The organism is Curtobacterium sp. MWU13-2055 (assembly GCF_023242305.1).
In the GTDB taxonomy this organism is placed as follows: domain Bacteria; phylum Actinomycetota; class Actinomycetes; order Actinomycetales; family Microbacteriaceae; genus Curtobacterium.
On sequence record NZ_JALLIO010000002.1, the window covers coordinates 328,357 to 355,247 of the forward strand.

The 26,891-nt window shown below is 71.0% G+C and carries 24 protein-coding genes and 1 tRNA gene; 9 read left to right on the plus strand and 16 right to left on the minus strand.

What is annotated here, in order from left to right; translation table 11 throughout:
• Positions 1-169: 169 nt before the first annotated feature.
• Positions 170-1,174, minus strand: a complete 1,005-nt coding sequence (locus M4960_RS06285) for a sugar phosphate isomerase/epimerase (RefSeq protein ID WP_248703772.1) — start codon at positions 1,172-1,174, stop codon at positions 170-172.
• A complete protein-coding gene (locus tag M4960_RS06290; protein WP_248703773.1) occupies positions 1,171-2,391 on the minus strand; it encodes a Gfo/Idh/MocA family protein in 1,221 nt (406 codons plus the stop codon). Before M4960_RS06290 ends, M4960_RS06285 begins: the two co-directional genes overlap by 4 nt.
• 98 nt (positions 2,392-2,489) lie before the next feature.
• Between M4960_RS06290 and M4960_RS06295 the strand changes: the two genes are divergently transcribed.
• The gene (locus M4960_RS06295) at positions 2,490-3,485 is read left to right on the plus strand and encodes a LacI family DNA-binding transcriptional regulator (protein ID WP_123291869.1); all 996 of its coding nucleotides are present in this window, start codon (positions 2,490-2,492) and stop codon (positions 3,483-3,485) included.
• A 64-nt stretch (positions 3,486-3,549) separates the two neighbouring features.
• On the opposite strand, the gene M4960_RS06300 is transcribed toward M4960_RS06295, so the two are convergent.
• On the minus strand, positions 3,550-3,999 hold the full coding sequence (locus tag M4960_RS06300) for a MarR family winged helix-turn-helix transcriptional regulator (protein ID WP_111084650.1): 450 nt from the start codon (positions 3,997-3,999) through the stop codon (positions 3,550-3,552).
• A 171-nt stretch (positions 4,000-4,170) separates the two neighbouring features.
• Here M4960_RS06300 and M4960_RS06305 point away from each other — a divergent pair, with 171 nt between their 5' ends.
• The gene (locus M4960_RS06305) at positions 4,171-5,367 is read left to right on the plus strand and encodes an MFS transporter (protein WP_248703774.1); all 1,197 of its coding nucleotides are present in this window, start codon (positions 4,171-4,173) and stop codon (positions 5,365-5,367) included.
• A gap of 233 nt (positions 5,368-5,600) precedes the next feature.
• Here M4960_RS06305 and M4960_RS06310 read toward each other — a convergent pair.
• The 4 genes from M4960_RS06310 to M4960_RS06325 all read right to left on the minus strand — a co-directional run bounded on the left by M4960_RS06310 (position 5,601) and on the right by M4960_RS06325 (position 9,936).
• A tRNA-Ser gene (locus M4960_RS06310) sits at positions 5,601-5,689 on the minus strand.
• Between the two features lie 457 nt (positions 5,690-6,146).
• Positions 6,147-7,346 (minus strand): LCP family protein, encoded by a 1,200-nt coding sequence (locus M4960_RS06315; RefSeq protein ID WP_248703775.1) that lies wholly within the window; start codon positions 7,344-7,346, stop codon positions 6,147-6,149.
• 284 nt (positions 7,347-7,630) lie between these two features.
• Positions 7,631-8,311, minus strand: a complete 681-nt coding sequence (locus M4960_RS06320) for a GntR family transcriptional regulator (RefSeq protein ID WP_131846694.1) — start codon at positions 8,309-8,311, stop codon at positions 7,631-7,633.
• A 170-nt stretch (positions 8,312-8,481) separates the two neighbouring features.
• On the minus strand, positions 8,482-9,936 hold the full coding sequence (locus tag M4960_RS06325; protein WP_308221995.1) for an MFS transporter: 1,455 nt from the start codon (positions 9,934-9,936) through the stop codon (positions 8,482-8,484).
• A gap of 263 nt (positions 9,937-10,199) precedes the next feature.
• On the opposite strand from M4960_RS06325, the gene M4960_RS06330 reads away from it, so the two are divergent.
• Both M4960_RS06330 and M4960_RS06335 read left to right on the plus strand, forming a co-directional pair.
• Complete coding sequence (locus M4960_RS06330; RefSeq protein ID WP_248703776.1) at positions 10,200-11,585, plus strand: AAA family ATPase; 1,386 nt, start codon at positions 10,200-10,202, stop codon at positions 11,583-11,585.
• Positions 11,578-13,578, plus strand: coding sequence for a VWA domain-containing protein (locus tag M4960_RS06335; RefSeq protein WP_131880516.1), 2,001 nt, complete (start codon positions 11,578-11,580; stop codon positions 13,576-13,578). Before M4960_RS06330 ends, M4960_RS06335 begins: the two co-directional genes overlap by 8 nt.
• A 363-nt stretch (positions 13,579-13,941) precedes the next feature.
• On the opposite strand, the gene M4960_RS06340 is transcribed toward M4960_RS06335, so the two are convergent.
• The 5 genes from M4960_RS06340 to M4960_RS06360 are packed head-to-tail and all read right to left on the minus strand — an operon-like array spanning position 13,942 to position 17,807.
• On the minus strand, positions 13,942-14,700 hold the full coding sequence (locus M4960_RS06340; protein WP_248703777.1) for an SCO1664 family protein: 759 nt from the start codon (positions 14,698-14,700) through the stop codon (positions 13,942-13,944).
• The gene (locus tag M4960_RS06345; RefSeq protein ID WP_123291859.1) at positions 14,697-15,224 is read right to left on the minus strand and encodes a DUF3090 domain-containing protein; all 528 of its coding nucleotides are present in this window, start codon (positions 15,222-15,224) and stop codon (positions 14,697-14,699) included. The genes M4960_RS06340 and M4960_RS06345 overlap by 4 nt, the downstream gene beginning before the upstream one ends.
• A 33-nt stretch (positions 15,225-15,257) precedes the next feature.
• Positions 15,258-15,980 (minus strand): histidine phosphatase family protein, encoded by a 723-nt coding sequence (locus M4960_RS06350; RefSeq protein WP_248703778.1) that lies wholly within the window; start codon positions 15,978-15,980, stop codon positions 15,258-15,260.
• A 10-nt stretch (positions 15,981-15,990) separates the two neighbouring features.
• Entirely contained in the window at positions 15,991-16,692 is a 702-nt protein-coding gene (locus M4960_RS06355) for an ABC transporter ATP-binding protein (protein ID WP_248703779.1), read from the minus strand.
• Positions 16,689-17,807: an ABC transporter permease gene (locus M4960_RS06360; RefSeq protein ID WP_123938364.1), complete on the minus strand. Its 1,119-nt coding sequence runs from the start codon at positions 17,805-17,807 to the stop codon at positions 16,689-16,691. The genes M4960_RS06355 and M4960_RS06360 overlap by 4 nt, the downstream gene beginning before the upstream one ends.
• 150 nt (positions 17,808-17,957) lie before the next feature.
• Between M4960_RS06360 and M4960_RS06365 the strand changes: the two genes are divergently transcribed.
• The 5 genes from M4960_RS06365 to M4960_RS06385 are packed head-to-tail and all read left to right on the plus strand — an operon-like array spanning position 17,958 to position 22,651.
• Positions 17,958-19,127 (plus strand): sensor histidine kinase, encoded by a 1,170-nt coding sequence (locus M4960_RS06365; RefSeq protein ID WP_248703780.1) that lies wholly within the window; start codon positions 17,958-17,960, stop codon positions 19,125-19,127.
• A complete protein-coding gene (locus M4960_RS06370; protein ID WP_248703781.1) occupies positions 19,124-19,744 on the plus strand; it encodes a response regulator transcription factor in 621 nt (206 codons plus the stop codon). Before M4960_RS06365 ends, M4960_RS06370 begins: the two co-directional genes overlap by 4 nt.
• Positions 19,745-19,790: 46 nt before the next feature.
• Positions 19,791-21,005: an MFS transporter gene (locus tag M4960_RS06375; protein ID WP_248703782.1), complete on the plus strand. Its 1,215-nt coding sequence runs from the start codon at positions 19,791-19,793 to the stop codon at positions 21,003-21,005.
• Between the two features lie 59 nt (positions 21,006-21,064).
• Positions 21,065-22,210 carry an AI-2E family transporter gene (locus M4960_RS06380; protein ID WP_248703783.1) on the plus strand — a complete coding sequence of 382 codons (1,146 nt, stop codon included), beginning with the start codon at positions 21,065-21,067 and terminating at the stop codon, positions 22,208-22,210.
• 12 nt (positions 22,211-22,222) lie between these two features.
• The gene (locus M4960_RS06385; protein WP_123338593.1) at positions 22,223-22,651 is read left to right on the plus strand and encodes a BLUF domain-containing protein; all 429 of its coding nucleotides are present in this window, start codon (positions 22,223-22,225) and stop codon (positions 22,649-22,651) included.
• Here M4960_RS06385 and M4960_RS06390 read toward each other — a convergent pair.
• From M4960_RS06390 to M4960_RS06405, 4 genes are all read right to left on the minus strand, one after another.
• Positions 22,614-23,246 (minus strand): ScbR family autoregulator-binding transcription factor, encoded by a 633-nt coding sequence (locus tag M4960_RS06390; protein ID WP_248703784.1) that lies wholly within the window; start codon positions 23,244-23,246, stop codon positions 22,614-22,616. The two genes, M4960_RS06385 and M4960_RS06390, sit on opposite strands and share 38 nt — an antisense overlap.
• A 157-nt stretch (positions 23,247-23,403) precedes the next feature.
• Positions 23,404-24,777: a sugar ABC transporter substrate-binding protein gene (locus tag M4960_RS06395; protein WP_248703785.1), complete on the minus strand. Its 1,374-nt coding sequence runs from the start codon at positions 24,775-24,777 to the stop codon at positions 23,404-23,406.
• A 24-nt stretch (positions 24,778-24,801) separates the two neighbouring features.
• On the minus strand, positions 24,802-25,743 hold the full coding sequence (locus M4960_RS06400; protein ID WP_123291849.1) for a carbohydrate ABC transporter permease: 942 nt from the start codon (positions 25,741-25,743) through the stop codon (positions 24,802-24,804).
• 15 nt (positions 25,744-25,758) lie between these two features.
• Entirely contained in the window at positions 25,759-26,736 is a 978-nt protein-coding gene (locus M4960_RS06405) for a carbohydrate ABC transporter permease (protein ID WP_228506149.1), read from the minus strand.
• Positions 26,737-26,891 lie beyond the last annotated feature (155 nt).

Genomic DNA, 26,891 nt, shown 5'->3' on the forward strand with positions numbered 1-26,891 from the left:
GGGCTCCTCGTCTCGGGACAGGTGTCGTGCATGCTACATCGGTCCGGTGACAGCGCCCGGTGGGCGTGTCACCGATGCGCACTGGACGGGAGGCCCGTGGGACGTGCGCCGATCAGCGCACGTCCCACGGGCCTCCCGTCCGGATCGCGTGGTGCGTCTCAGACGCGACTCACGCGCGCGTCGTGAGCGCCGTGTCGGCTGCGAGCAGGACCTTCGCGGCGACTGCGACCCCTTCTTCGCGACCGAGCTCGGTGTCCTCGTGCTCGATGTTGACCCACATGTCCGGGTCCACCTCGCGCAGGGCCTCGAGGAACGCCGACCAGTACGCCTCGTCGTGGCCCTTGCCGAGCGCGACGAAGTCCCACGCGGACGGCCTCGGCCACTCGTTGGCCCACTCATCGCCGCCGAGGTTCGTGCGCGGCTCGTCCGGCGACAGCCGACGGAACGAGTTGTCGAGCACGCCGTTGATCGCCGCGTGCGGGTTGATCCGGACGTCCTTCGCGGCGGCGTGGAAGACCAGGTCGCCGAGGTCGCGGACGACCGCCACCGGGTCCATCTGCTGCCAGAACAGGTGACTCGCGTCGAGTTCGACGCCGATGTTCGTCAGGCCACCACGTTGCACGAACTCGCGGATCGTCGCCGGGTTGAACACCACGTTCTGCGGGTGCAGCTCGAGTGCGACCTTGACCCCGTGCTCCCGCGCCAGGGCGTCGATCTCCTGCCAGAACGGCACCGCGACGCTCCACTGGTACTCGATGACGTCGAGCGCGGCGGAGTTCCAGGCGTTCACGATCCAGTTCGGTCGGGTGCCGCCGGGCTCGCCCGCCGGCAGCCCGGACATCGTGACGACGCGGTCCTGGCCGAGGCGGGCGGCGAGGCGGATGCTGCGCCGGATGTCCTCCGCGTGGGCCTGGCCGATCGCACGGTCCGGGTGCAGCGGGTTGCCGTTGCAGTTCAGGCCGGCCATGGACACCCCGGTGCCCTCGAACTGCGCGAGGAAGGCGTCACGTGCTGCGTCGTCCTCGAGGATCGCGTCGATGTCCGGCACGTGCACCGGCGGCAGGAAGCCGCCGGTGTTCAGCTCGATGCCGGTCAGGCCGTTGCCCGCGATGGCCGTCAGGGCCTCGGCGAGCGGCCGGTCGTGGAAGATCGCGTTGTACAGACCGAGCTTCATGCGTGCGCTCCTTCGGTGGTGCGGACGGACGGCACGTCGAGGGAGGCCCCACCGGCCCCGGCGGACCGTGCCACCGCGTCGAGGATCTCCATGTTGTGCACGCCGTCGTCGAACGTGGCGTTGGCCGGCAGCGGGTCCGCGACGCCGGCGACCTCGTCGAGGAACGCGCGTGCCTGGTACTCGAACATCTGGTTCTGTCCCCAGCCGACACCGGGCGCGTCCATCGCCATGCCTCCGGCGACGTAGGGGTGGTCCGGGCCGAGGACGACCTGGCGGTACCCACCGAGGCGGGAGCCGTCGGACTGCAGCGCGAGGCCGATCTCCGACGCGCGCTCCTGGTCCCAGCGCGCTGCACCGTTCTCGCAGAAGACCTCGATGACCAGGCCGTTCGGGTGCGCCGTGGCGACCCGGGACACCTCGAGCGAGCCCACCACGGAGCCGTCGCCGAAGCGTGCGTTGAAGGTGGCGTAGTCGTCGTTCTCGACGTCGGCGAACTCACCGGTCAGCGGGACGGCCTGGCCGCGCAGGGCGAACCCGGCGGCGATCGGGCGCTTCGTGATGGCGGTCGTGAACATGCCGCCGTTGACGCTCTGCACCTCGCCGGCCAGGAACTCGGCCACGTACGCCAGGTGTGAGCCGACGTCGGCGAGGGCTCCGGTGCCGGGGGCACCCGCGAAGCGCCACGAGAAGGGCACGTCGGGCGACGAGCCGTAGTCGGTCCAGTAGCGGGCGGAGACGTGCAGGACGCGGCCGAGCGTGCCGTCCTCGACGAGCTGCTTGATCGCGGCGAGGCCCGGGGCGCGGCGGTAGGTGAACCCGACGCGGGCGACGAGCCCGCGCTGCGATGCCTCGGTGGCCGCGGCGGCCATCGCCCGCGCGTCCTCGAGCGAGTCCGACAGCGGCTTCTCGCACAGGACGTGCTTACCGGCGGCCAGCAGCCCCTCGACGATCTCGCGGTGGAGCTTGTTCGCGACGACGACGCTCACGACGTCGATGTCGTCGGCCTCGGCGATGGCTCGCCAGTCCGTGTCGTGGCGGGCGTAGCCGAAGCGCTGCGCAGCCTCGGCCGCGAGGGGCTCGTACACGTCGCCGATCGACACGAGCCGCACGGGCGGCAGCGTCGGGGCGAAGAGTGAGGGTGCGTTCCGCCACGCGGCCATGTGGGCCTTGCCCGCCATGCCCGCCCCGATGACGGCGACGCCGATGCTGTCGCTCATGGTTCTCTCCTTCGAGAAGTCCGGTGCCGATTCTGGAACGTTCCAGAACGTGTCGGTAGACTGTAGCCCGACCACCCCATGTCCTGTCAAGGAGCCGCGTGTCACGACCCCCGACGATCATCGACGTCGCGACCCGTGCCGGCGTCTCGAAGTCACTCGTCTCGATGGTGCTCCGCGACGACCCGGGTGTCTCCGACGCACGCCGCTCGGCCGTACTCGCGGCCGCCGCCGAGCTCGGCTACCGCCCCAACCGCGCCGCCGCGATCCTCGCCGGCACCCGGACCCGCACCGTCGGGGTCATCGTCGACGACTTCCGCAACCCGTGGTTCGTCCCCCTGCTCGACGGCATCCGCGACGCGCTCGCACCGCACGGCCTGCGGCTCACCCTGGCGGACACCCGTGCGAACGCCCACCTCGACTCCTCGCCGTTCGACGACCTCGTCTCACTGCGGGTCGACGGCGTCGTCCTCGCCGCCGAGGGCTTCCCCGACCTCGTCGTGCCGGCCGACACCCCCGTCGTCGTCGCGGGCGCCCGCGCCGACGTACCCGGCGGGCTCGACGTCGTCGCCTCGGACGAGGCCGCCGGCGGCCGGTTGGCAGCGGATCACCTGATCGGACTCGGTCACCGCCGCATCGTCCACGTCACCGGCTCGGGAGGCCCGGCTGCGGTCCGCCGCGAGGGCACCGTCGCGCGGATGGTCGCGTCCGGCATCGCGCCGCTGGTCTACGGCGACGGCCCGACGTCCGAGACGACCGGGTACGAGGGCACCCGCCGCGCACTGCGGGACCACCCGGACCTGACGGCGGTGTTCGCCGCGAACGACGTCATGGCGATGGGCGCGATCGCCGCCGTGCGCGAAGCCGGACTCCGGGTCCCCGAGGACGTCTCGGTGGTCGGCAACGACGAGACCCCGCTCGCCGCCTCACCACTGCTGCGCCTGACCACGGTCGACCCGCACAACGACGAGGTCGGGCGGCTCGCGGCGAACCGGCTCGTGGAGCTCGTCGGCGCGGCCGAACGACCCGCTCCGAGCCGGGTCCTGGTGCCGCCGTCGCTCGTCGTGCGGTCCACGACGGCGCCGCCGCGGGCCTGAGACGCCACCACCCCGCGACCGCAGCGCGCGGGGCGGCGGTGATCCGGGCCTCCCGGCCGACGGATCAGACCGTGGCACCCTCGAGCCGGTCGACCGCGACCGCGAGTTCCTCGAGTTCCGGGACCTCGCGCGCTTCGGCGAGCGCCCCCTCGAGCGCAGCGGCGTGGATCGGCGTGGCCGCGTCGAGCAGCCGCTGACCGGCGTGGGTGAGCTCCGTGTAGAGCCCGCGGCGGTCGTCGGCGCAGAGCACGCGGGTGAGCAGCGCACGTTCCTCGAGTCGGTTGACCAGCCGGGTCGTGGCACTCGGACTGAGGGCCGCTGCGCGGGCGAGCTGCTGCATGCGCATGTGGAAGCCGTCCTGCCGGCGCAGGGCATCGAGCACGGTGTACTCGACCACGGACAGGTCGACGTCGCGCAGCGCGCGCTCGAGTCGCGTCTCGATCAGGCCGTGCAGTGCCGCCAGGGTGCGCCAGCCGTGGGCGCGGACAGCGGTGGAGGTGTCGTCGACGGACATCGGGCTCCTTCTGGTCGGCTGCGCGGTCGGTCGCTGCGGTCGGTCGCCGCGGTCGTTGCGGGCGCGTGCAGTTGCTTGCGCGGATACCCCGCGTGTGCAACTATCGATACCGCGCGTCTGCAACAACCAGCGTACGCGGCACAGCGCCACCGCACAACGGAAGGAACCCCCGTGCCCGCGGGACTCATCGCCCTCGCACTCGGCGGATTCGGCATCGGACTGACCGAGTTCGTCATCACCGGCCTGCTGCCCGAGGTCGCCGCCGACTACGGCGTCACCGAGACCACGGCCGGCTGGCTCGTCACCGGCTACGCACTCGCCGTCATCGTCGGCGCCCTCGGCCTGACCGCCGCCACCACCCGACTCCCCCGCAAGCCCGTCCTGCTCGGGCTGCTCGTGCTGTTCATCATCGGCAACACGCTGTCGGCGATCGCACCGACCTACGAGGTGATGATGTCCGGACGCGTCATCGCGGCACTCTGCCACGGAGCGTTCTTCGGCATCGGCTCCGTCGTCGCCGCGAACATGGTCGAGCGCTCGAAGCGCGCCTCCGCGGTCGCCCTGATGTTCACGGGGCTGACAGCGTCGAACGTGCTCGGGGTGCCGTTCGGCACGTTCCTCGGCCAGGCGCTCGGCTGGCGTTCGACCTTCTGGGCCATCGTCGCGATCGGTGTCGTCGCCCTGCTCGGCGTCCTCGTGCTCGTCCCCGCCGTCCGTCAGACCGAGACCCCGTCACTGGCCCGCGAGCTCGGGGTCTTCCGCTCCGGCCAGGTGTGGCTGTCGCTCGGCGTGACCGTGCTCGGCTACGGCGGGATGTTCGGGGCGTTCACCTACATCGCGTACACGCTGACCTCGGTGTCCGGGTTCCCGTCGTCAGCGGTGCCGTGGCTGCTCGTGGTGTTCGGCGTCGGGCTGTTCGTCGGGAACTTCGTCGGCGGCAAGCTCGCCGCACGCTCGATCGACCGGACCCTGCTCGTCGTGCTCGTCGCCCTCACCGTGGTGCTCGGGCTGTTCGCCCTCGTCGCGACCTCGCCCGTGCTGACCGTCATCGCACTCGTGCTCATGGGCGCCTTCGGGTTCGCGACCGTGCCGGCCCTGCAGACGCGCGTGATGCAGTACGCAGACCACGCGCCGACCCTGGCGAGCGGGGCGAACATCGCCGCGTTCAACCTCGGCAACGCGCTCGGTGCCTGGATCGGTGGGCTCACCATCGCCGCCGGGCTCGGCTACACGTCGCCGATCTGGGCGGGCGCCGGGATCACCCTGGCCGCCGTGGCCCTGACGCTCGTCGCCATGGGTGCGGTGCGGCGTGGGCGTTCGCGCGGGGCCGGCGAGCTGACCTCGACAGGGAGTGTCGCGACGGCCTGATGGCCACCCGTCGCTTCACCGGTCGGCGCCGCGGAGGAAACCCTCCGTGAGTGCCTCGATCCGACGTACCGCGGTCTGACCGGGGTTCGCTCGAGCACACCACTGTTCAATAGTTCGCCGTGTTCACGTTGGTTGAACACTCGCCAAATGTGAACACCAGGAAGCGCGGCTGATCCAGTGGGGCGCAGGGACGACGAAACCCCGGTCCGATCGGACCGGGGTTTCGTGGAGTGCGGAGACGGAGGGATTTGAACCCTCGGTCCCCTAAAGGGGACTCCACCTTAGCAGGGTGGTGCACTCGGCCGGACTATGCGACGTCTCCAAGCACTCTCGCGAGCGCTCCGACCACCATACAGGAGGACCGGGCCACTCTCGACCCGACCGAACCCCGCGCGTGGCACGGTCGCAGAACGCGGGTCCCCCGAAGTGGGGACACCTCAGGGTTGTCCCGACGTACCCCGGTGAATAGCATCATCGAGACGCGGCGATCACGTTCCGGGGCTCGTCCCCGTAGTCGCGACACAGCACCGACGTCGCTCTCCGAGCCGGGCCCGGCGCGCCCGGTTGTCTGGCGCCCGCTCGGGGAGCGGCTTCCGGGGGCGCGGTCCACCACCGCGCCCCCGTTTCTGCGTCCGGGCATGGCGGCCGACCAGTACGCGAAAGCGACAGTGTTCCGGCACGGCCCGCGGTCTGTGCCGTCAGCGCGACAGTGTGCCGCGGATGTTCGGCGGCAGACTGTCGCTTTCGCGAGACGCGGGGCGGGGGCCTGAGCCGCCGGGTCAGTAGCCGAAGGCCTTGGAGCACGTTTCCTGGTCGGCGGACTGCCCCTCGAGCCCGTCGATGGTCTCCGGCGTCGCGGATGCCGTCGGAGCAGCGGCGGCAGGCGACGACGGCGCAGCAGCCGCGGGTGAGGACGCCGGAGCCGACGGCGCAGCAGCCGCCGGCGCCGAGGTCGCTGCCGACGGCGCCGCGTTCGCCTCGGACCCGATGCCCGTGCTGTCCTCCCCCAGGGAGAACGACTGGTCCGCCTTGATCTTCGCGAACAACTGGTCGGCCAGGTACGTCGTCGGCTGGACCTTGCCCTCGTAGACCCCGGTCCCGCCGGTCGTGCCCGGGTACTGCACGAAGTTCACCTGCGACAGCGGGAGGTCCTGCAGCGCCCGACCCATCTGCACCATCGTCCCGATGTCGTTCAGGCTCTGGGACAGCTGCATGTTCGACGCCGCGGCACGGGCCAGCTTGTACAGGGTGGTCGGCGACGTGAGGGTGTCGTTCGACTTCACGGTCCGGAGCAGCGACGACAGGAACACCTGCTGGCTCGAGATCCGGCCGAGGTCGGAACCGTCACCGACGCCGTGCCGGGTCCGGAGGAACGCGAGTGCTTCGTCGCCCTGCAGGGTCGAGGTACCGGCGGGCAGGTCGAGCCCGGTGTAGGGGTCCTCGATCGGCTGCGCCACACAGACCGGCACACCACCGATCGCGTTCGACATCTCGATGACGCCGTTGAACGAGACCGCGGCCGAGTACTGGATGTCCAGGCCGGTGAGCCCCTGCACGGTCTGGGTCACGCAGTTCAGCCCGCCGTCGCTGAACGAGGTGTTGATCGGCTGCGCGGCCATGGCCGACGCGGTCCCGGAGCCGTCGGTCTTCTTGCACGCGGGGATCGGGGTGACGAGGTCGCGGGGGATGCTCACCGCGGTCGCGTTGGTGTGGTCCGCCGAGACGTGGAGCAGGATGTTGACGTCGTTGAGCGTCGCGTCGCGCTCCCCGAACTCCGCGGACTGGTCCGGGTCGTTGTCCGTCCCGACGACGAGCATGTTGAAGCCGCCCTTGTACGCGCTGAGCGACGGGGCCTTGGTGCCGTTCGACCGCGGCGCGGGCTGCCCCTCGATCTGCACGCCGTCACCGAGGTCGTCGGTCACCTGCTTCGCGGCGATCGCGGCGACCGAAGCGGTGCTGACGAGCGCGACTGCGGCCACGCTCGCGACCAGCGCAGCGACGGTCCGGAAGGGTCCGGACCGACGGAGACGTCCGTGCCGTGCGATCCCGTCGGCTCGATTGAGACGGTGGGAGCGATCGCGGACGTCGTTCACGGGCTCTCCTGTCGTCGGTGGACGCGCCGGGGTGGCAACCGGTCAAGGCTGCCACGGAGGTCCCTGGCGATCCAGTGCGAACGACGTCAGAGCGAGGCCACCGGGCCACCGTCGACCCCCGGATCCGTGCGCCGTGGCGCCGACCTGTACGAACCCGCAGCCGGGACGGCTCAGGAGGCCACGGCCACCCGGAACCGGTCCGGCAGGGCGATGAGCGCCGCCGCGAGCTCGAGCAGCACCACGGCGCAGTCGTCGAGCGCGTCGCGCTCCGCTGCCCGCACGGCCTGGTCGACGAGGTCGAGTCGCCGCGCCCGGTCGACCACGGCGTCGATCCCGTTGGCCAGTGCGACGTCGTCGGTGAAGAACGTGTCGAGCACGGTGCGCTGCGACAGCATCCAGTCGGCGCTGACCGAGGCGCCGCGCCGCCGGAGGAACCACGCGGCGAGTTCGACGAAGGCCCCGGCTTCGGTCCAGCACTCGCGGAGCCAGGCCGGGTCGAAGCGGTCGTCGTGGCCCGTGCCGCTCACCGGCGGGTCGACGACCAGCGCCCGGGCGATGCGCAGGCGCTCGGTCATCTGCCCGACGGACCACTGCGTGATCACCACGCCGACGTACCGCTGCACGGTGACGAGCTGATGGGACTCGAGGGAGACGAGGGCTTCGCGCACCGGCGTGCGGGAGACCCGCATGTCCTCGGCGATGGTGTCGAGGCGCAGGCGCTGCCCGCGGCGGTACTCGCCGCGCAGCACGCTGTCGAGCAGGCGGAGGAAGACCGCGTCGCGCAACAGACTGCGCCGGAGGCCGTGGGGATCGCGGTCGCCCCGGCCGACACGCATCGGTGACTGCTCCATCGCGCCAGTTTCACGCACGGCGGTCACCCTGGCCGACCGCACCGGCACCGTCGTGGATCGTCGTGGTGGGTGTCGCGCTGTGGAGGAGTGCCATGCCAGCACCGTGACACCACGACGACGGCCGTGCTAAACACTCTGAATACAGAATGTTGCATGGCCGCCGTCGCTGTTCAGCGCCGCTGCTGTTCCGCGTCCCCGGTGAGGACGGACAGGGGCTGGGTGACGTCCTCGAGCCCCTTCCGCGCGGCATCGACCCCGAAGACCAGGGCTATCACCCCACCGCCGATCATCACCGCGGAGCCGAGCAGGTAGCCCCAGAAGAGCGGTTCCCGCGACGACCCGTCCCCGATGAACGCGCCGTAGATCAGCGGTGCGATCGCACCGAAGACCTGCGCGAGGGCGAAGAAGTACGAGATGGCCTGCGACCGCAGCTCGAGGGGGAAGATCTCGCTGACCGTCAGGTACGCGCTCGAGGCTCCGGCGGACGCGAAGAAGAACGACACGCACCAGAAGGCCACCTGGACCGTCGCCGAGATCGCGTCGGCGCGGAACAGGAACGCCGAGGTCGCCAGGACGAGCCCCGACACCAGGTACGTCAGGAAGATCATCTGCCGACGGCCCCACGTGTCGAAGAACCGACCGAGGATGATCGGTCCGAGCAGGTTCCCGATCGCGAACGGGAAGAAGTAGATCGACGTCTGCGCGGTCTTGAGGCCGAAGAAGTTCGTCAGGACGAGCGCGTAGGTGAAGAAGATCGCGTTGTAGAGGAACGCCTGCGTGATCATCATCGACGCACCGACCAGGGTGCGCGTCGGGTACTGCTTGAGCAGCACGCGCGCGATGGTCAGGAACCCGACGCGGTCGGTCGGCGTGACGGTCATGGCCTTCGACTCGTCGACGTCCGGCAGCCGCTTGCCCGTGGACTTCTCGACCGCCTCCTCGATCTGGGTGACGGTCGCTTCGGCCTCTTCCTCGCGCCCGTGGGTCATGAGCCAGCGCGGACTCTCGGGGATGTGCCGCCGCAGGAAGATGATCGCGATGCCGAGCACCGGGCCGAGGAAGAAGCCGATGCGCCAGCCGATGCTCTCCGAGAAGTTGGCCGTGTCGAGCAGGTAGATGTTCGCGAAGGCGCCGAGCGCGGCGCCGCCCCAGTAGGTGCCGTTGATGGCGATGTCGACGTGGCCGCGGTACTTCGCGGGGATCAGTTCGTCGATCGCCGAGTTGATCGCCGCGTACTCGCCGCCGATGCCGAGACCGGCGACGAACCGGAACGCGGCCAGGAACCAGAAGTCCTGGGCGAGACCGGCGACGCCCGAGCCGATCAGGTAGATCGCGAGCGTCAGGATGAAGAGCTTGCGCCGCCCGAGCCGGTCGGACATGCGCCCGAACACCAGCGCTCCGACCACCTGGCCGACCAGGTAGATCGTGCCGAGGGAGGTCACCTGTTGCGTCGACAGGTTCAGGTCGGCCTGGAAGCCGGCGTTGGAGACGATCTGGATCTCCAGACCGTCCAGGATCCAGGAGACCCCGAGTCCGACGACGACACTCCAGTGGAACCTCGTCCACGGCAGTCTGTCCATCCTGGCGGGGACCAGGCTCTTGATCGCCCCGTTCGTGCTGCTCACGAGAGGGGAACCTACGCCGAGATCGGCGAGATGGTTCACATTCGGTACGACGGGGCCGGCTCGGAGCCGGATCCCCCTATCGAATCCGGCTCCGATGCCGGAGCCTCAATCATTGCGGTTGCTATGGAAACCCACAAGCGGACGGGCACGCCCCGCTCAGCGGCAACGCGAAGCGTTGCGCGGGGCGCGCCGACCGAGCCTGCGAGGGAGGACGGTGCGGCCCGCCACGTGCCTCCCGTCCGCAACGGCGTAACGTCCAGAACGTGACCCGACCCGACATCCGCACGGTCGGCGAGCTCCGCACTTCTGGCCACGTCCAGAAGACGGTCCGCGCCGAGATCCGCGACAACCTGCTCACCGCGCTGCGCGCGGGAGACGACCCCTGGCCCGGCCTGCGCGGGTTCGAGACGACCGTGATCCCGCAACTCGAACGTGCCCTGATCGCCGGACACGACGTCGTCCTGCTCGGTGAGCGCGGCCAGGGCAAGACCCGCCTGCTCCGCACCCTGCAGGGCCTGCTCGACGAGTGGACCCCGGTGATCACCGGCTCCGAGCTCGGCGAGCACCCCTACGAGCCCATCACCACCGCGAGCGCCCGCCGAGCCGACGACCTCGGCGACGCCCTGCCGATCTCGTGGCGGCACCGCGACGACCGCTACGTCGAGAAGCTCGCGACGCCGGACACGAGCGTCGCCGACCTGATCGGCGACGTCGACCCGATGAAGGTCGCGGAAGGGCGCAGCCTGGGCGACCCGGAGACCATCCACTTCGGACTCGTCCCACGGGGCCACCGCGGCATCGTCGCGATCAACGAGCTGCCGGACCTCGCCGAACGCATCCAGGTGGCGATGCTCAACGTGATGGAGGAACGCGACGTCCAGATCCGTGGCTACGTGCTCCGGCTTCCCCTCGACGTGCTCGTGGTGGCCAGCGCGAACCCGGAGGACTACACGAACCGCGGCCGGATCATCACGCCGCTGAAGGACCGCTTCGGCGCGGAGATCCGCACCCACTACCCGATCGAACTCGAGGACGAGATCGCGGTCATCCGGCAGGAGGCGCAGCTCACCGCCGAGGTGCCGGACGCGATCGTCGAGATCCTCGCCCGCTTCACCCGAGCCCTGCGCGGGTCGAGCGCGGTCGACCAGCGCAGCGGTGTCAGTGCCCGGTTCGCGATCGCCGGCGCCGAGACGGTCGCCGCGGCGGCCGTGCACCGTGCTGCACGCCAGGGTGAGCCGGAGGCCGTCGCGCGACCGATCGACCTCGAGACGGCGGTCGACGTGCTCGGCGGCAAGATCGAGTTCGAGAACGGCGAAGAGGACCGCGCGGACGAGGTCCTCGAGCACCTGCTGCGGACCGCCACGGCCGAGACGGTGCGCGCCCGGTTCCGCGGGCTCGACTTCGGGGTGCTCGTCGAGGCGCTCGACGGCGGGACGATGGTGACGACGGGCGAACAGGTCGGCGCACGGGCGTTCCTCGAAGGACTGCCGTCGATCGGCGAGTCCGACCTGTACGACCAGGTGTGCGAGCGTCTCGGTGCCACGAACGACGGCGAGCGCGCGGGTGCGATCGAACTCGCGCTCGAGGGGCTCTTCCTCGCCCGCCGCATCAGCAAGGAGTCCGGCGGGGGCGAAGCCGTCTATGGCTAGGCAGAACCGACGACTGACGCGGGACACCCGGTACGGGGCGTACACCGACGGACCGGATCCGCTCGCGCCGCCCGCCGACCTCGCCGAAGCACTCGACGCCATCGGGCAGGACGTGATGGCCGGCACCTCACCGGAGCGGGCCATGCGGGAGTTCCTGCGCCGTGGTGGCCGGACGCAGCGCGGACTCGACGACCTCGCGCGCAAGGTCGCGGAGCGGCGGCGGGAACTCACCGCGAAGAACAACCTCGACGGCACCCTGCAGCAGGTCCGCGAACTGCTCGACCAGGCGCTCCGCGCCGAACGCGGCGAGCTCGCCCGCAACGTCGAGCTCGACGACGGCGACCGCGCCCTGGCCGAGATGCAGCTCGACAGCCTGTCCCCGTCGCCGGCCGCCGCGGTGCAGGAGCTCGGCGGGTACGACTGGACGAGCCGCGAGGCCCGGCAGAAGTACGACGAGATCAAGGACCTGCTCGGCCGCGAGGTGCTGGACCAGCGCTTCGCGGGCATGAAGCAGGCACTCGAGGGCGCCACGGACGAGGACCGTGCGGCGGTCAGCGCGATGATGCAGGACCTCAACCAGCTGCTCGAGGACCACCGCGCCGGCACCGACTCGCAGGAGCAGTTCGACGCGTTCATGGCGGAGCATGGCGAGTACTTCCCGTCGAACCCCGCGAACGTCGACGAGCTGCTCGACGACCTCGCGGCACGGGCCGCCGCCGCCCAGCGGATGCGGAACTCGATGACCGAGGAGCAGCGCGACGAACTCGACGCCCTCGCCCAGCAGGCCTTCGGCTCCCCCGACCTGATGGGGCAGCTGTCCCAGCTCGACGGCAACCTGCGGTCCCTGCGGCCCGGCGAGGACTGGGGCGGGTCCGAGCGCATGGAGGGCGACCAGGGGCTCGGACTCGGCGACGGGACCGGGGTGTTCCAGGACATCGCCGACCTCGACGCCCTCGCGGACCAACTCGCCCAGTCCGGCCCCGGCTCCGAGCTCGACGACCTGGACATCGACGCCCTGACCCGGCAGCTCGGCGCCGAGGCCGCCGTGGACGCCAAGACCCTGCAGCAGCTCGAGAAGGCGCTGCGGAACTCCGGGGCGATGCGCCGCGGTGCCGACGGGCAGCTGCGGCTCACCCCGAAGGCCATGCGGCAGCTCGGCAAGAGCCTGCTCCGTGACGTCGCCGAGCGGATGTCCGGCCGACAGGGTGCCCGCGACATCCGGCAGTCCGGCGCGGCCGGCGAACCCTCGGGCGCGACCCGGCAGTGGGCGTACGGCGACACCGAGCCGTGGGACGTCACCCGGTCGATCACGAACGCGCTGACCCGGACCGCGGCCGACGGGCGGGTGGGCCCTGGCGTCCGCCTGACCATCGACGACGTCGAGGTGCAGGAGACCGAGTCCCGCACACAGGCCTGCGTGGCGCTGCTCGTCGACACGTCGTTCTCGATGGCGATGGAGGACCGCTGGGTGCCGATGAAGCGCACGGCCCTGGCGCTGCACACGCTCGTCTCGACGCGGTTCCGCGGCGACGACCTGCAGCTCATCGCGTTCGGACGCGAGGCCGAGGTCGTGGACATCGAGCAGCTCGTGGGTCTCGACGCGATGTGGGACAAGGGCACGAACCTGCACCACGCGCTGCTCCTCGCCAACCGGCACTTCCGGAAGCACCCGACCGCCCAACCCGTGCTGCTCATCGTCACCGACGGGGAACCGACGTCGCACCTCGAGCCGAACGGACAGGTGTGGTTCGACTACCCGCCGGACCCCGTGACGATCGCACTGACCGTTCGGGAGCTCGAGAACGCCGGTCGTCTCGGCGCCCAGACGACCTTCTTCCGCCTCGGCGACGACCCGGGGCTCGCACGGTTCATCGACGCGATGGCGAAGCGGGTGGACGGCTCGGTCGTCGCTCCGGAGAACGACGACCTCGGTGTCGCTGTCGTGGGGTCGTACCTGGGGTCGCGCCGCGGCGGGCCGTCGTTGTTCGACTAGCCGCCGGATCGGTCCCGGCAGGGACTGTTGCGCGGGGTTCCGCAGTCGTATGCTGAGCGCCACCACAGTTGCCCCAGACCCCGGCCGCCGTGATCGTTCTTCCTGCGCCGACGTCGTCGGCGTGCCGGAAGCGGTCGGCCGAGTGCACCTGATCCGTTCTCGACCGGTCGACTCCCGCGGGGTCCCGGAGTGCAACGGCGCACGCCACCGGACGCCACGGGTCTCCGCGTCCACGGATCACGGACGCGGACCGGTCGGTGGGGTCCGGACCCGACGGGCCCCACCGTCCCGGACCGGGGTGTCCACGGCCGGCCGGGGTCGCCACGGCAGGCCGAGCCGGGGCGCCGGCTCACGACGTGTGCGTCAGAACAAGGGCCACGGCACCGCGGGGCCGTGCCCCGGCGGTGGCGGGAAGATGCCGACGGCCCGCAGCGCCGCACACCGCGCGCGCACCGTGTCGACTTCCTCCGGCGTCAGGTGCTCAGCGAGTTCGTCGCCCAGGGCACCGCGGAGCGCCTCCGACACCCGGTCGAGCCCCTCGAGTTCGTCCGGTCCGAGCGGCTCGCCGATCCACCCCCACAGCACCGTGCGGAGCTTGTGCTCGACGTGGAAGGCCAGCCCGTGGTCGACACCGAACCGGTGTCCGTCGGGCATCGCCAGCACGTGCCCGCCCTTGCGGTCGGCGTTGTTCACGACGACGTCGAAGACGGCCATGCGGCGCAATGCCTCGGAGTCCTCGTGCACGAGCGTCACCGGCTGGTCGTGCTCGTCGATCGCCTCGAGGACGGGCAGCCACGGCGAACCGTCCGCCTCGGCGGTCTCGGGGGTGACGAGGTCGACGGCGTCCTGGTCCGGGTCGATCGTCTGCCAGCGCTGCACCATGCCGGGTCCGAACGGGCCGTCACCGAGCCACGTCGGTGGCACGATGCCCCAACCGAACGCCTCGGACACCAGGTGGGCCGCGACCTCGCGGCCGGCGAGCGTGCCGTCCGGGAAGTCCCAGAGCGGGCGCTCCCCCTCGATCGGCTTGTAGACGACCGCCTCGCCGTCCAGCTCGGCCAGGAACGTCGCGTTCGAGGCCTCACGGATCCGCGCCGTGATGCTCAGTGAGTCGTCGCTCATGCGTCGCCGGGCGGACGGCCAGCGGCGACGATCTCGCGTGTGCGTTCGACGAACGCGCGTGCGGTGCCGACCGGGATCTTGACCTGGAAGAGCTCGTCGGGTTCGGGGATCTCGACGACCGCCTCGATCTCGAGGCCGTCCTCGCTCTCCTCGGACACGATCTCGACGTCGTCGTCGATCGGGTACGCCTCGATGACCACCTGCGCCGTCGACGGGTCGAAGCCCAGGCTCAGGGCACCGGCACGGAACTCGGGCTCCACCGGCTGGTCGAGCGGTTCCGGGTCGCGGAGCTCCACGGGGGCGGTGTCCGGCACGCTGAAGCGGTTCGCCTCGACCGTGGCGACCTCGTCCAGCAGCTCGTCGATCTTCTCGGCGAGCACGGCGGTCTGCTCCTTCTCGAGGGCGACGCTCGTGACGCGCTTGCCGGAGCGGGCCTGCAGGTAGAAGGCGCGCTCGCCCGGACGGCCGATGGTGCCGACGACGAGGCGGTCCGGCCAGTCGAAGCCGTGGACGATGGAGGGCATACCCGCATTGTAGGAGTGCGGGCCTGCGCCCGTTCAGGGTCTGGCAGGGCCTGCCTCGGACGGGGCCTCCGGATGTCCGGCCCCGCCGCCGACCGCCGCGTCCCCGCTGGGCGCCGGAGCGGTCGCGAGCCACGACAGATCGCCGGACTCGGTGTTCGTCGCGACCACCTCGGGCCGGTGCTCGCCGTACCGCACGACCGACACCGACGCCGGCCCGACGCCGATGCGCTGGAACAGGTCGAGGTGCATGCCGAACGCGTCGGCCAGGACGGACTTGATGATGTCGCCGTGGCTCACCGCGACCCAGACCGCTCCGGGCCCGTGTTCCGCCTCGACCTCGGCGTCGATGCGCCGGACGGCCGACACCGCCCGGGACTGCATGGTCTGCATGGACTCACCGCCGGGGAACACCACGGCGCTCGGGTTCGCCTGCACCGTCCGCCAGAGCGGCTCCTTCGCCAGGTCGGCGAGCTTCCGCCCTTGCCACTCGCCGTAGTCGGCCTCGGTGATCGCCCGCTCGATCGCCGACGCGGGGTCGCCCGACTGCCGCTCCAGGATCGCCCGGGCCGTCTGCCGGCACCGTTCGAGCGGGCTCGAGACGACGGCGGCGAGGGGGACGGCGGCGATGCGGTCGGCGGTCCGGGCGGCCTGCTCCCGCCCGACGGCGTCGAGTCGCACGCCGGCGGTGCGTCCGGCGAGCACGCCCGTGGCGTTCGCGGTGGTGCGTCCGTGTCGGACGAGGAGGACGGTCGCCATGTGCCCGATCCTAGGCGGCGATCACCGGCGCCCCGGCCAGCCGACCGTCCACCACCGTGACGAGTTCGTCGAGGGTCCCGCGGTGCACCAGGTCGTGGGTGACCAGCATCGTCGCGGTGTCCCGCTCGCGCGTCAGTTTGGCGATGAGCTCCATGATCGCCGCGCCGCGCTCCTGGTCCAGCGCACTCGTCGGTTCGTCCACGAGCAGGACGTCGGGTTCGTGTACGAGTGCCCGGGCGATCGCGACGCGCTGCCGCTGCCCGCCGGACAGCTGCGCCGGCCGCTTGTCCAGGTGGTCGGACAGCCCCACCGCGTCCAGCAGGTCGTCGGCCCGGTCCCGGAGCCCTCCCGCGCGACGACCTCCGGCGGGGTGCCGGCCGCCGAGGTGCGCCATCACGAGCACCTGCTCCCGTGCGGTCAGCGACGGCAGCAGGTTCGACTGCTGGAACACGATCCCGATGTGCGCACGCCGCAGGGCGGTGGCTTCGTCCCGGGACAGCGCGGCCGCGTCGACGTCGCCGATGAGCACCCGACCGGAGTCCGGCCGGATGAGCGTCGCGGCGACGGCGAGCAGCGACGACTTGCCCGATCCGGAGGGGCCGGTGATGCCGGTCACGACGCCGGGCCGGGCGACGAGGGACACGTGGTCGACCGCGATGATCCGCCGGTCGCCGTCGGGGAAGGTCAGGGTGACGTCGTCGAGGGTGATCATCGGTTGCTCCCGAGGGCGGTGAGGGGGTCGGCGGAGGTGACGGTGCGGAGCGCGACGGCGGCGCCGGCGAGTCCGAGGACGGCCATCGCGGCGGCCGGCACGACGGTGGTGACCGGGCTGAGCAGGAACGGCAGTGCACCGCCGGCGAGCGCGCCGAGTCCGACGACGGCCAGCATCCCGACGCCGATCCCCAGGACGAGCACGACGAGCGCCTGTCCGAGCGCATCGCGGACGAGTGATCCGGTGCTCGCGCCGAGGGCCTTGAGCACGGCGACGTCGCCGGCCCGCTGCATGGTCCAGACCGTGAAGAACGCCCCGACGACGAGCGCGGACACCCCGAAGAGCATGACGATCATCAGGCCGAGCGACCCGATCTCGGACCGGAAGGTCTCGAGGGCGGTCAGCGACCCGAGCGGCGACGCGGCGGACGTGCCGGTGGACGCTGCGACGGCGTCCCAGTCCGGGCTGCCGCTGACGGCCAGGACGGTCGGCGCGCCGTCGCCGCCGAGCCGCCGGTCGGCCGCGGCCCACGCCTCCGGGGTCATGGCGAGCACCGGTGTGTGGCTGTACCAGGCGTCGCCGCCGACGACGGCGACGCGGTAGTCCGTCCCGGTGACGGTGATGCGGTCGCCGACCTGCACGCCGAGGTCGGCCGCAGCACCGGACGACAGCCCGACCTGGTCGTCGCGACCGGGTGCGATATCGGTGACGGGGGTCGACCGTGCTCCCGTCGGCAGCCCGACCAGCGCGACGCCGACGGCCGCGCCCGACCCCGCAGCGCCCGACCCCGCAGCGCCGGACCCCGCGCCAGGTGCCGTCGCCCGGCCCTGGACGATGCCCACCGGCACCACGTCGTCGACCCCGCGGGCCGCCTGCCAGCCGTCCACGGCCCGCTGCCCGATGGTGGAGTCGCCGAACGACGGCTGCCCGGTGGACGGCTGCTGCAGGACCAGGCGGTCGCCGGGCAGGTCGAGCACCGCCGAGACGTTCTGCGACGCGAGCCCGCCGGTGAGCCCGGCGAGGAACCCGACGAGCAGGGTGATGAGTGCCACGACGGAGCCGATGAGGACGAACCGGCCACGGGCGAACCGGAGATCGCGCCAAGCGACGAACACGGGGTTCCCTTCCCGGGTCGCAGACCTTCCGCGACCACGACTCCCAGCCTCGCCGCGGTGCTCCCACCCGGCATCGCCGGAGGGTTCGGTCCTCCGATCGAACTTTCGGTTGATCCCCACCGGCCGATGCCTCCGTACGCTGGGGAGCACATGGCGCACAGCACCCTCACCCCGGTCTTCGTCGGTCTGCGGACCGGCCTGCACGTGCTGTCGGCGGCGCTGCTCGCCCTGGTCGTCGTGCGGGTGCTCGTGGACGGTGGCGCCGGCACGTGGGTGCGGTTGGCCCTGGCTGCGGTGTTCGCGGGCGTGTACCTGCTCGGGGCGGTCGTCGCGCGCGGCGACGGCCCCCGTCGGACGGTCGCCGGTGCGGTCTGGCTCATCGCCCTGACCCTCGTCTGGATCGCCCTGCTCGTCGGCGTCCCCGAGGCCGCCTACCTCGTCTTCCCGCTCTTCTTCCTGTACCTGCACGTCCTGCCGCGCATCGTCGGACCGGTGGCCGTCATCACTGCGACCCTGGTCGCCGTCGTCGCCCTCGGACTGCACGGCGGCTTCACCGTCGGTGGTGTGGTCGGTCCGCTCGTCGGAGCGGGCGTCGCACTGCTCATCGGACTGGGGTACCGGGCGCTCGCGCGCGAGGCGGTCGAACGCGAGGCCCTGGTCGCCGAGCTCCTCGCCACGCGCGACCGGTTGGCCGTCACCGAACGCGAGCAGGGCGTCCTCGCCGAGCGGGCCCGGTTGGCCCGTGAGATCCACGACACCGTCGCGCAGGGGTTGTCGAGCATCCAGATGCTGCTGCACGCGGCCGAACGCGCGGACGGGGAGCGTCCGGGGACGGAGCACATCCGGCTCGCCCGTGAGACCGCTGCCGAGGGCCTCGCCGACACCCGGCGGTTCATCCGCGAACTCGCACCACCGGCGCTCGAACTCGGACTCGGGGCAGCGCTGGAACGGTTGGCCGGCTCCCAGTGGTCGCGCGACGGCCTCGACGTCACGGTCGACGTCGCGGAGGCCTCGTTGCCGATGGACGTCCAGACCGCGCTGCTCCGCATCGCCCAGGGCGCCGTCGCCAACGTGGTGCAGCACGCCGCGGCCACCCACGTCCGACTGTCACTCACCGTGGACGGTCAGGAGGCCCGGCTCACCATCGCGGACGACGGCGTCGGTTTCGACCCGGTCGCCGTCCACGACCGGTCGGGCACGACGGACTCGTTCGGGTTGCGTGCCACCGAAGAGCGCGTCGAGCAGTTCGGCGGCCGGCTCGAGGTCCACTCGGCCCCTGGCCGCGGGACGACGCTCGTCGCGATCCTGGAGGTCCGGTGATCCGCATCCTCATCGCCGACGACCACCCGGTGGTCCGCGCCGGGCTCCGAGCACTCCTCGACGGCACGGACGGCATCGTCGTCGCGGGTGAGGCGTCCACCCCGGACGAAGCCGTGGACCTCGCCGCCCGGCTCTCGCCGGAACTCGTGCTCATGGACCTGCAGTTCGGGCAGGACCTCACCGGGGCGGACGCGACGCGACGGATCCGCGCGCTCGACGCCGCGCCGTACGTGCTCGTGCTGACGAACTACGACTCCGACGGGGACATCCTCGGTGCGGTCGAGGCCGGCGCGAGCGGGTACCTGCTCAAGGACGCGCCCCCGCACGAACTCGTCGCGGCCGTCCGCGCCGCCGCGTCCGGACAGAGCGCCCTCGCGCCGACGATCGCGGGTCGGCTCATGGCGCGGATGCGCGCCCCGTCGGTGAGCCTGTCGCCGCGGGAGCTCGAGGTGCTGCGCCTCGTCGCCGAGGGGGCGTCGAACGGCGCCGTCGCCGCGCGCCTGCACATCAGCGACGCCACCGTGAAGTCGCACCTGGTGCACGTGTTCTCGAAGCTCGGGGTGTCCTCGCGCACGGCCGCGGTCTCCGAGGCCCGCGCCCTCGGCATGCTCCGCTGACGACCGCACCCTTGACGGGCCGTCGGCGGACCGATCAGATGGTCACATGACCCGGCACCCTCGAGGGGCCCTGTTCGCCACGTCGACGATGACCGGCTTCGGCATCGCCACGTGGGTGACCAGGACGCCCGCCATCCGCGACGAACTCGGGGCGTCGATCGAGGCGATGGGGCTCGTGCTCCTCGGGCTGTCGATCGGGTCGATGATCGGGATCCTCGGTGCCGGTGCGCTCGTCCGACGGCTCGGCACACGACCGTTGATCCTGCTCGGTGGTGCACTGCCCGTGGTGGGGATGGTCCTCGTCGCCCTGCTCGCCCCGGCACAGGTGCTGGCGGGTGTCTGGGCGGGGCTGTTCCTGATCGGGTTCGGGTCGGGGGTCGCCGAGATCGGGCTGAACGTCGAGGCCGCCGCGGTCGAACGGCACATCGGCCGCCCGGTGGTGCCTGTGCTGCACGCCTGCTTCAGCCTGGGGACCGTCGTCGGCGGGGTCGTCGGCATCGCGATGACGGCTGCCCGGACACCGGTGCTCGTGCACCTGCTCGTGGGGGCTGCGGTGATGGCGGCACTCGCGGCGTTCGCTGCCCTCAATCTGCAGCCGCTTCCGCGTGCGACGGCGCAGACGGACGGAGCCGACGCCGAGGACGCGACAGGCGCATCCCGCGTCACCACGGCCACCCGCCGCTCCGTCATCACCGTGCAGCTCGCGCTCATCGCGGTGATCACGCTCGCGATGGCCTTCGCCGAGGGTGCCGCCAGCGACTGGCTCCCGCTCCTGATGACGACCGACCACGACGCCCCGGAAGCGGTCGGCTCGCTGGTCTTCACCGGGTTCGCGCTCGCCATGCTCATCGGCCGGTCGGCCGGCACCCCGCTCGTCACGCGGCTCGGGCGGGGCCCGGTCGTCCGGCTCTGCGCCGCGGTCGGCGGGATCGGGGTCCTGCTCGTGGTGGTCTCGCCGAGCCCGGTCGTCACGGCGATCGCCGCCGCCGTCTGGGGGCTCGGCATCGCGCTCGGGTTCCCGCTCGCGATCTCGGCAGCGGGTGACCACCCGACCGACGGGGACCGCCGGGTGTCGGTCGTCGCGACCGCCGGCTACATCGCGTTCCTGGTCGGACCGCCCCTGCTCGGCTTCGTCGGCGAGCACCTCGGGCTGCAGGCGGCGATGCTGGTGCCCCTCGTGCTGCTCGTCGCCGCCTTCGTCGTCGCGCCCGCCGCACGGGACTCCCACGACGTCGACGTCCGGCGGACCGTCTCCACCTGATCCGCGACGCCGGGCGCGGGTCCGGGCGCGCCGCCCCGCGGATCGGTACGGTCGATCCCATGCCGTTCTTCCGCGACAGCCCCCAGCCGACCACCCCCTCGAAGATCCAGGCGGCGTGGTCCGACTCGACGGGCCGCCTGGCGACGCGGTGCCTGCAGGTGATCATCGTCGTCGTGGTCATCGTCGGCGTCGTCTACGCCGGCAGCGTGCTGAGCGTCGTCACCATCCCGGTGCTCCTCGCGCTCATCATCGCTTCGGCCATGCACCCGATCGTGTCCTGGTTGCGCAAGCACAAGGTGCCGTCGGTCCTCGCGACCCTCGCGGTGCTCATCGGCGTCCTCGCGGTGCTCGGGCTCATCGGGTGGCTCATCGTCGTCGCCGTCGAGAACCAGTGGTCGCAGCTGCAGAAGTCGGCCGTCGACGGGTTCCAGCAGTTGCAGGACTTCGCGAAGAACCTGCCGATCTCGATCTCGGACAAGCAGGTCGACGACGCCGTGGCGTCCGTGACCGACTTCATCACGAGTGCGCAGTTCGGCTCCGGCGCCCTGGCCGGCGCCTCGGCCACCGCGAACTTCCTGACCGGCCTCGTGCTGATGATCGTGGTGCTGTTCTTCTTCCTCAAGGACGGCCCGAGCATCTGGGAGTTCCTGCTCCGCCCGTTCACCGGTGAGCGCTACGACCGTGCACGCCGGGTGGGCGACCGCGTCGTCTCGACCCTCGGCGGGTACGTGCGCGGCACCGCCACGGTCGCCGCCGTCGACGCCATCGGCATCGGTGTCGGCATCGCGATCGTCGGCGTCCCGCTGGCACTCCCCCTGGCCGTCGTCGTGTTCATCACGGCCTTCATCCCGATCGTCGGTGCGACGGCAGCCGGCATCCTGGCCGCGCTGGTCGCGCTCGTCGCCCTCGGACCGGTCCAGGCGCTCATCGTCGTCGGGATCGTGATCCTCGTGAACCAGCTCGAGGGCAACCTGCTCCAGCCGGTGCTGATGGGACGCACCCTCAAGCTGCACGGCCTGGTCATCCTGATCGGCCTGACCGCGGGCACCGTCCTGGCGGGCATCACCGGTGCCATCATCTCGGTGCCGCTGCTGGCCGCCGCGTGGGGTGCGATCCTGGTCTGGGACGGCCCGAACACCCCCGCGCGTCCGTGGCGCAAGAAGCGCAACGAGGACGTCACGGCCCACGAACTCCCCGCCGACTGACACCATGGACCCGTGCTCGTCTCCATCGTCTACATGAGTCGCGCCGTCGTCCCGTTCGACGACGGCGACCTCGCGACGCTGCTGGACGGCTCACGGCTCCGCAACGAGGCGCTCGGTGTCTCCGGGCTGCTCGTCGTGAAGGGCGGCCGCTTCATGCAGTTGCTCGAGGGCCCCGCGTGGAGCGTCGACGACCGGTTCGCCGCGATCAGCCGTGATCCGCGGCACGGCGAGGTGAAGTCGCTCATCCGCGAGGACATCGAGCGACGACGCTTCGACGGCTGGTCGATGGCCTACCGCTCGCTCGACGACGCGGACGTCCAGGCGGAGCCGGGCTTCAGTCCGTTCCTGTCCGGCGAGACGGACTTCCCGCGGTCGTTCGACCGCACGAGCGCGGCGTGGCTGCTCAAGTGGTTCCGTGACCGCGAACTCCACGACCGCTGAACGCCTCGTCGACGACGCCGAGCAGCCGGTCGCGGTGCGCCGGGTCCGCCGTGGCCGTCAGGACCACCCGCCACATCGTCGCGACCGCGGGGAACAGGTCGGCTCGCCCGGTGCGGACGTCGGACACCAGTTGCACGCCCGTGAAGTACGGCACGACGGTGGCGCCGAGCTGTTCCGCGGTCAGGTCGGTGCGGAGCTCGCCGCTCGCGATCGCCAGCCGGAACACGTCGACGATCCCGCCGATCCACTGCTCGTAGAAGCTGACCGTGGCCGCGTGGAACTCGCCGCGCTCCAGTGACAACCGGATACCCGCGCGCACGATCGGGTCGGTCCGCAGCAGGTCCGCGATGGCTCGCGAGGCGCCGACCAGGGCAGCTGCTGGTGACTGCTCGGTGTGGCTCACGACGTCGAAGGTCCGGACGTTCTGCTCGTCGATCACACCGAGCGCGAGGGCCAGCTTGGTCGGGAAGTGGAAGTGCAGCGCCCCCTGCGAGACGCCCGCCCCGCGGGCGATGGCCGCGATCGTCGCGGCGGCGAAGCCGACGCGGTCGAACTCCTCCGCAGCGGCCACCAGGATCTGCTCACGTCGTTCCACGTGACCAGTCTGACGGTCTGGAGGCGCGGAGCGGGCGTGCCCCGTGCCTCTCCCCACCGACACGGCCGACACGCCGCTGGCGCGTCGCGCCGGAACCGGCGGCGTGGGCCCAGACCGAGGGGTGGTCGCGTCAGACCGCGTCAGGCGACCCGCGCGCTCAGGTGAGCGCCAGCAGGTTGTTGACCTGCTCGTTGATGCCGGTCAACGTCGAGATCGGCTTGCCGTTCGCGTAGACGTTGTCGAAGGCCGGCTGCAGCAGCGCCTGCACGTCCGCCGGGTTGCGGGTGACGGGGAACAGGAACGTGGTCTTCTCCTCGACCTGCCGGGTGAACGCCGACACGTCCAGCCCGCGCTTCCGGAACGACGCGACCGCCGCCTCGGTACCGGCGGGACGGGCCGGGAACACGACGCCTGCGCGGCCGACGATCTCCTGGGCGGTGTCGCTGCCGAGGAACGCGACCCACTTCGCCGCCGCCTCCGGGTCCTTCGCCTGCTTCGTGATCGAGTCGCCGAGCCCGTTGAACATCGACGCCCGCTTGCCCGTCGGCCCGATCGGCGTCGGGGCGACGGCGATGTCGAGGTCCTTCATGTTCAGGTACGTGCCGATCATCCACGAGCCGTTGAACGACAGCGCGCACTTGCCCGCGCCGAGCTGGACGTCCGGACCGGTCGTCGTCGAGAAGACGCCGTACTTCGCCATGTAGCCCTTGTCGGCCAGGCGGTAGTACCAGGCGAGGGTGTCCTGCACGGTCTTCTCGTCGTAGCGGAACTTGTCGCCCCACGGGTTCTCGTTCGTGTAGAACCAGTCGGTCGACCCGGTGAAGGGCGACCACTGCGTCTGGCCGAAGCCGTCGCCGCCGGACCCGTTCGACGAGATGCCGTAGACCTCGACGTTCTCCTTGTCGAAGCCGGGCTCGTCACCCCGCCGACCCTTGGAGTCGATGGTCAGGTGCGCGAGCATCCGTTCGAACGAGCCGCCGTCGTCGGGGTTCCACTCGAGCGTGGCGAGCTCGTCGTCGGAGACGCCGGCCTTCTGCATCGCCTTCCGGTCGTAGAACATCCCGATGGTGTCCCAGTCCTTCGGCGAGCCGTAGCGGTGGCCGTCCTGGCCCTTCCACAGCTCGGCGAGGCCGGACTGGTAGTCGTCGTCGCTGATGGACTTCGTCGCGTCGAGCTCGTCGAGCTTGTAGAGCACGTCGAGGTCGGAGAACTGCGGGAACTTCGTCAGGTGGTCGGTGAAGACGTCCGGCGCGGTGCCGGCGATGAACCCGGCCGTCAGCTTGGTCCAGTAGTCCGCCCACCCGAGCTGGGTGATCTGCACCGTGATGTCGGGGTTCTCGCGGTGGAAGGCCTTCGCGACCTGCTGGTAGGCGGGCAGCTGGTTGGAGTCCCAGAGCCAGTAGCTCACGGTGCGTGCGCCGCTCTTGGACGCGGTCCCCCGGCTCTGGGACGAGCAGGCGGCGAGCGCACCGAGGGCGAGGGCTGAAGCGCCGCCCGCGAACAGTGCGCGGCGGGAGAGGTTGTTCGTCATGGTGTGGTCCTGTCCGAGCCGGGGCTACTTGATCCCGGAGAAGCCGATGGAGTTGACGATCCGCTTGGCGAAGACGCCGAACAGCACGATCATCGGGAGCGCCGCCACGAGGGTCGCGGACATCAGCCCGGCCCAGTCGGTGCCGGACTGCGGGGACTGCGACTTGAAGACACCGAGGGCGACGGTGAGCACCCGCGAGCTGTCCGTGTACGACACCATGAGCGGCCAGAAGTAGTCGTTCCAGCTCGTGATGTACGTCAGCACGGCGAGCGTCGCGATCGGCGCAGCGGCCATCGGGATGACGAGCCGGAAGAACACCCGGACCTTGCCCGCGCCGTCGATCAGCGCGGCCTCCTCGACCTCCTTCGAGATGCCGAGGAAGAACTGCCGCAGGAAGAACACCGCGAACGGGGTCATGAACATCGTCGGCAACGCGATGCCGAGCAGGTTGTCGACGAGCCCGAGCTGCTTGATGAGCGTGAAGTTCGGCAGCAGCGTGAAGATCGCGGGCACCATCAGGCCGGCGAGGAACACCCCGAAGACCTTGTCGCGTCCGGGCCAGCGCAGTCGGGCGAAGGCGTACGCGGCAGCGGCCGAGAAGAACACCTGGCCGACCGTCACGAGCGTCGACACGATCACCGAGTTGAGCAGGTACCGCCAGAAGTTCAGGGCAGCGCCGGAGCCACCCTGGGCGAGCGCCTCTTCGGTGGACTGCAGGCCGAGGACGCGCTCGAACCCACCCAGGCTGAACCCGACGGGCAGCAGCGACGTGGGGTCGGAGTTGATCGCACCGTTCGACGACAGGGCGGTGCGCAGGATCCAGTAGAACGGGAACAGGGTGACGACGATGACGATGATCATCGCGACCCAGGCGAGGACGCGGCCGACCGACGGACGGCGACGGTGGCCGGCTCCGGGTCGGGGCGGACGCTTCGTGGTGACGGAACGGGTGAGGGTCGTGGTCATGGTGCGGCGCTCCGTTCAGTCCAGGTCCGACTCACCCGAGCGGGTGAGGCGGTACTGGATGATCGTGATGATGCTGAGGACGATGAGGAGCGCGACCGAGACCGCGGACGCGTAGCCGAACTGGAACCGGCCGAACGCCAGGTTGTAGATGTAGTTCTGCACGACGTTCGTGGCGTTCGCGGGGCCGCCCTGCGTGGTGACGGCGACGGTGTCGAACACCTGGAACGACCCGATCACCGTGATGATGAGCACCAGCGACAGGATCGGGCGGAGCAGCGGCACCGTGATGCGCCAGAACATCTTCCACTCGCTCGCACCGTCGATGCGGCCGGCTTCGTACACCGTCTCGGGCAGCGACTGCAGGCCGGCGAAGATCAGGAGCGCCGTGTAGCCGACGTGCCGCCACACGTTGATGAGCGCGATCGACGGGATACCCCAGACGTCGCTCTGCAGGAACGGGATGCGGTCCAGGCCGAGGGCCGCGAGCATCTCGTTGCCGATGCCGAGCTGGGTGTCGAGGATCCACAGCCAGACGAGCGCCGCGACGACGTTCGACACCAGGTAGGGCGCCAGGACGATGCCGCGCACGAAGGTCGACTTCGTCAGGCGGTGCATCATCACGGCGATGAACAGTGCGACGACCGTCTGGATGACGATGTTGATGAGCACGTACTCGATCGTGACGACCATCGAGTGCCAGAAGATCGAGTCCTGCACGAGCCGCGCGTAGTTCTGCAGCCCGGTGAACTCCGGCTCGGTGAGCAGGTTGTAGGACGTGAAGCTCAGGTAGATGCCCCGCACGGTCGGCCAGGCGAGGAACACCACGAAGCCGATCGCGGCCGGCGCGATGAACAGCAGCGCGAGCCACAGGTCGTTCCGGGGACGGCGGCGGCGTGGGACGGTGGTACGGGCGAGCGGGAGGTCGGCTGCCCGACTCCTCCGTCTCGTGCTGGCGGTCGTCAAGGGTGACGACACAGGGCTCTCGGTGGCCATCGCGACTCCTTCGTCTGCGGTGGACTGACGTGCAGCAGTCCGTGAGCCGGGAATCTACACGTGGTGACACCGGGTGGCAAGAGGCTCTTTCACGCTCCGAATCCGGGGTTGTCACGTGTAGACAATCGTGTCAGGATGGCGGTCGATCGCATCGG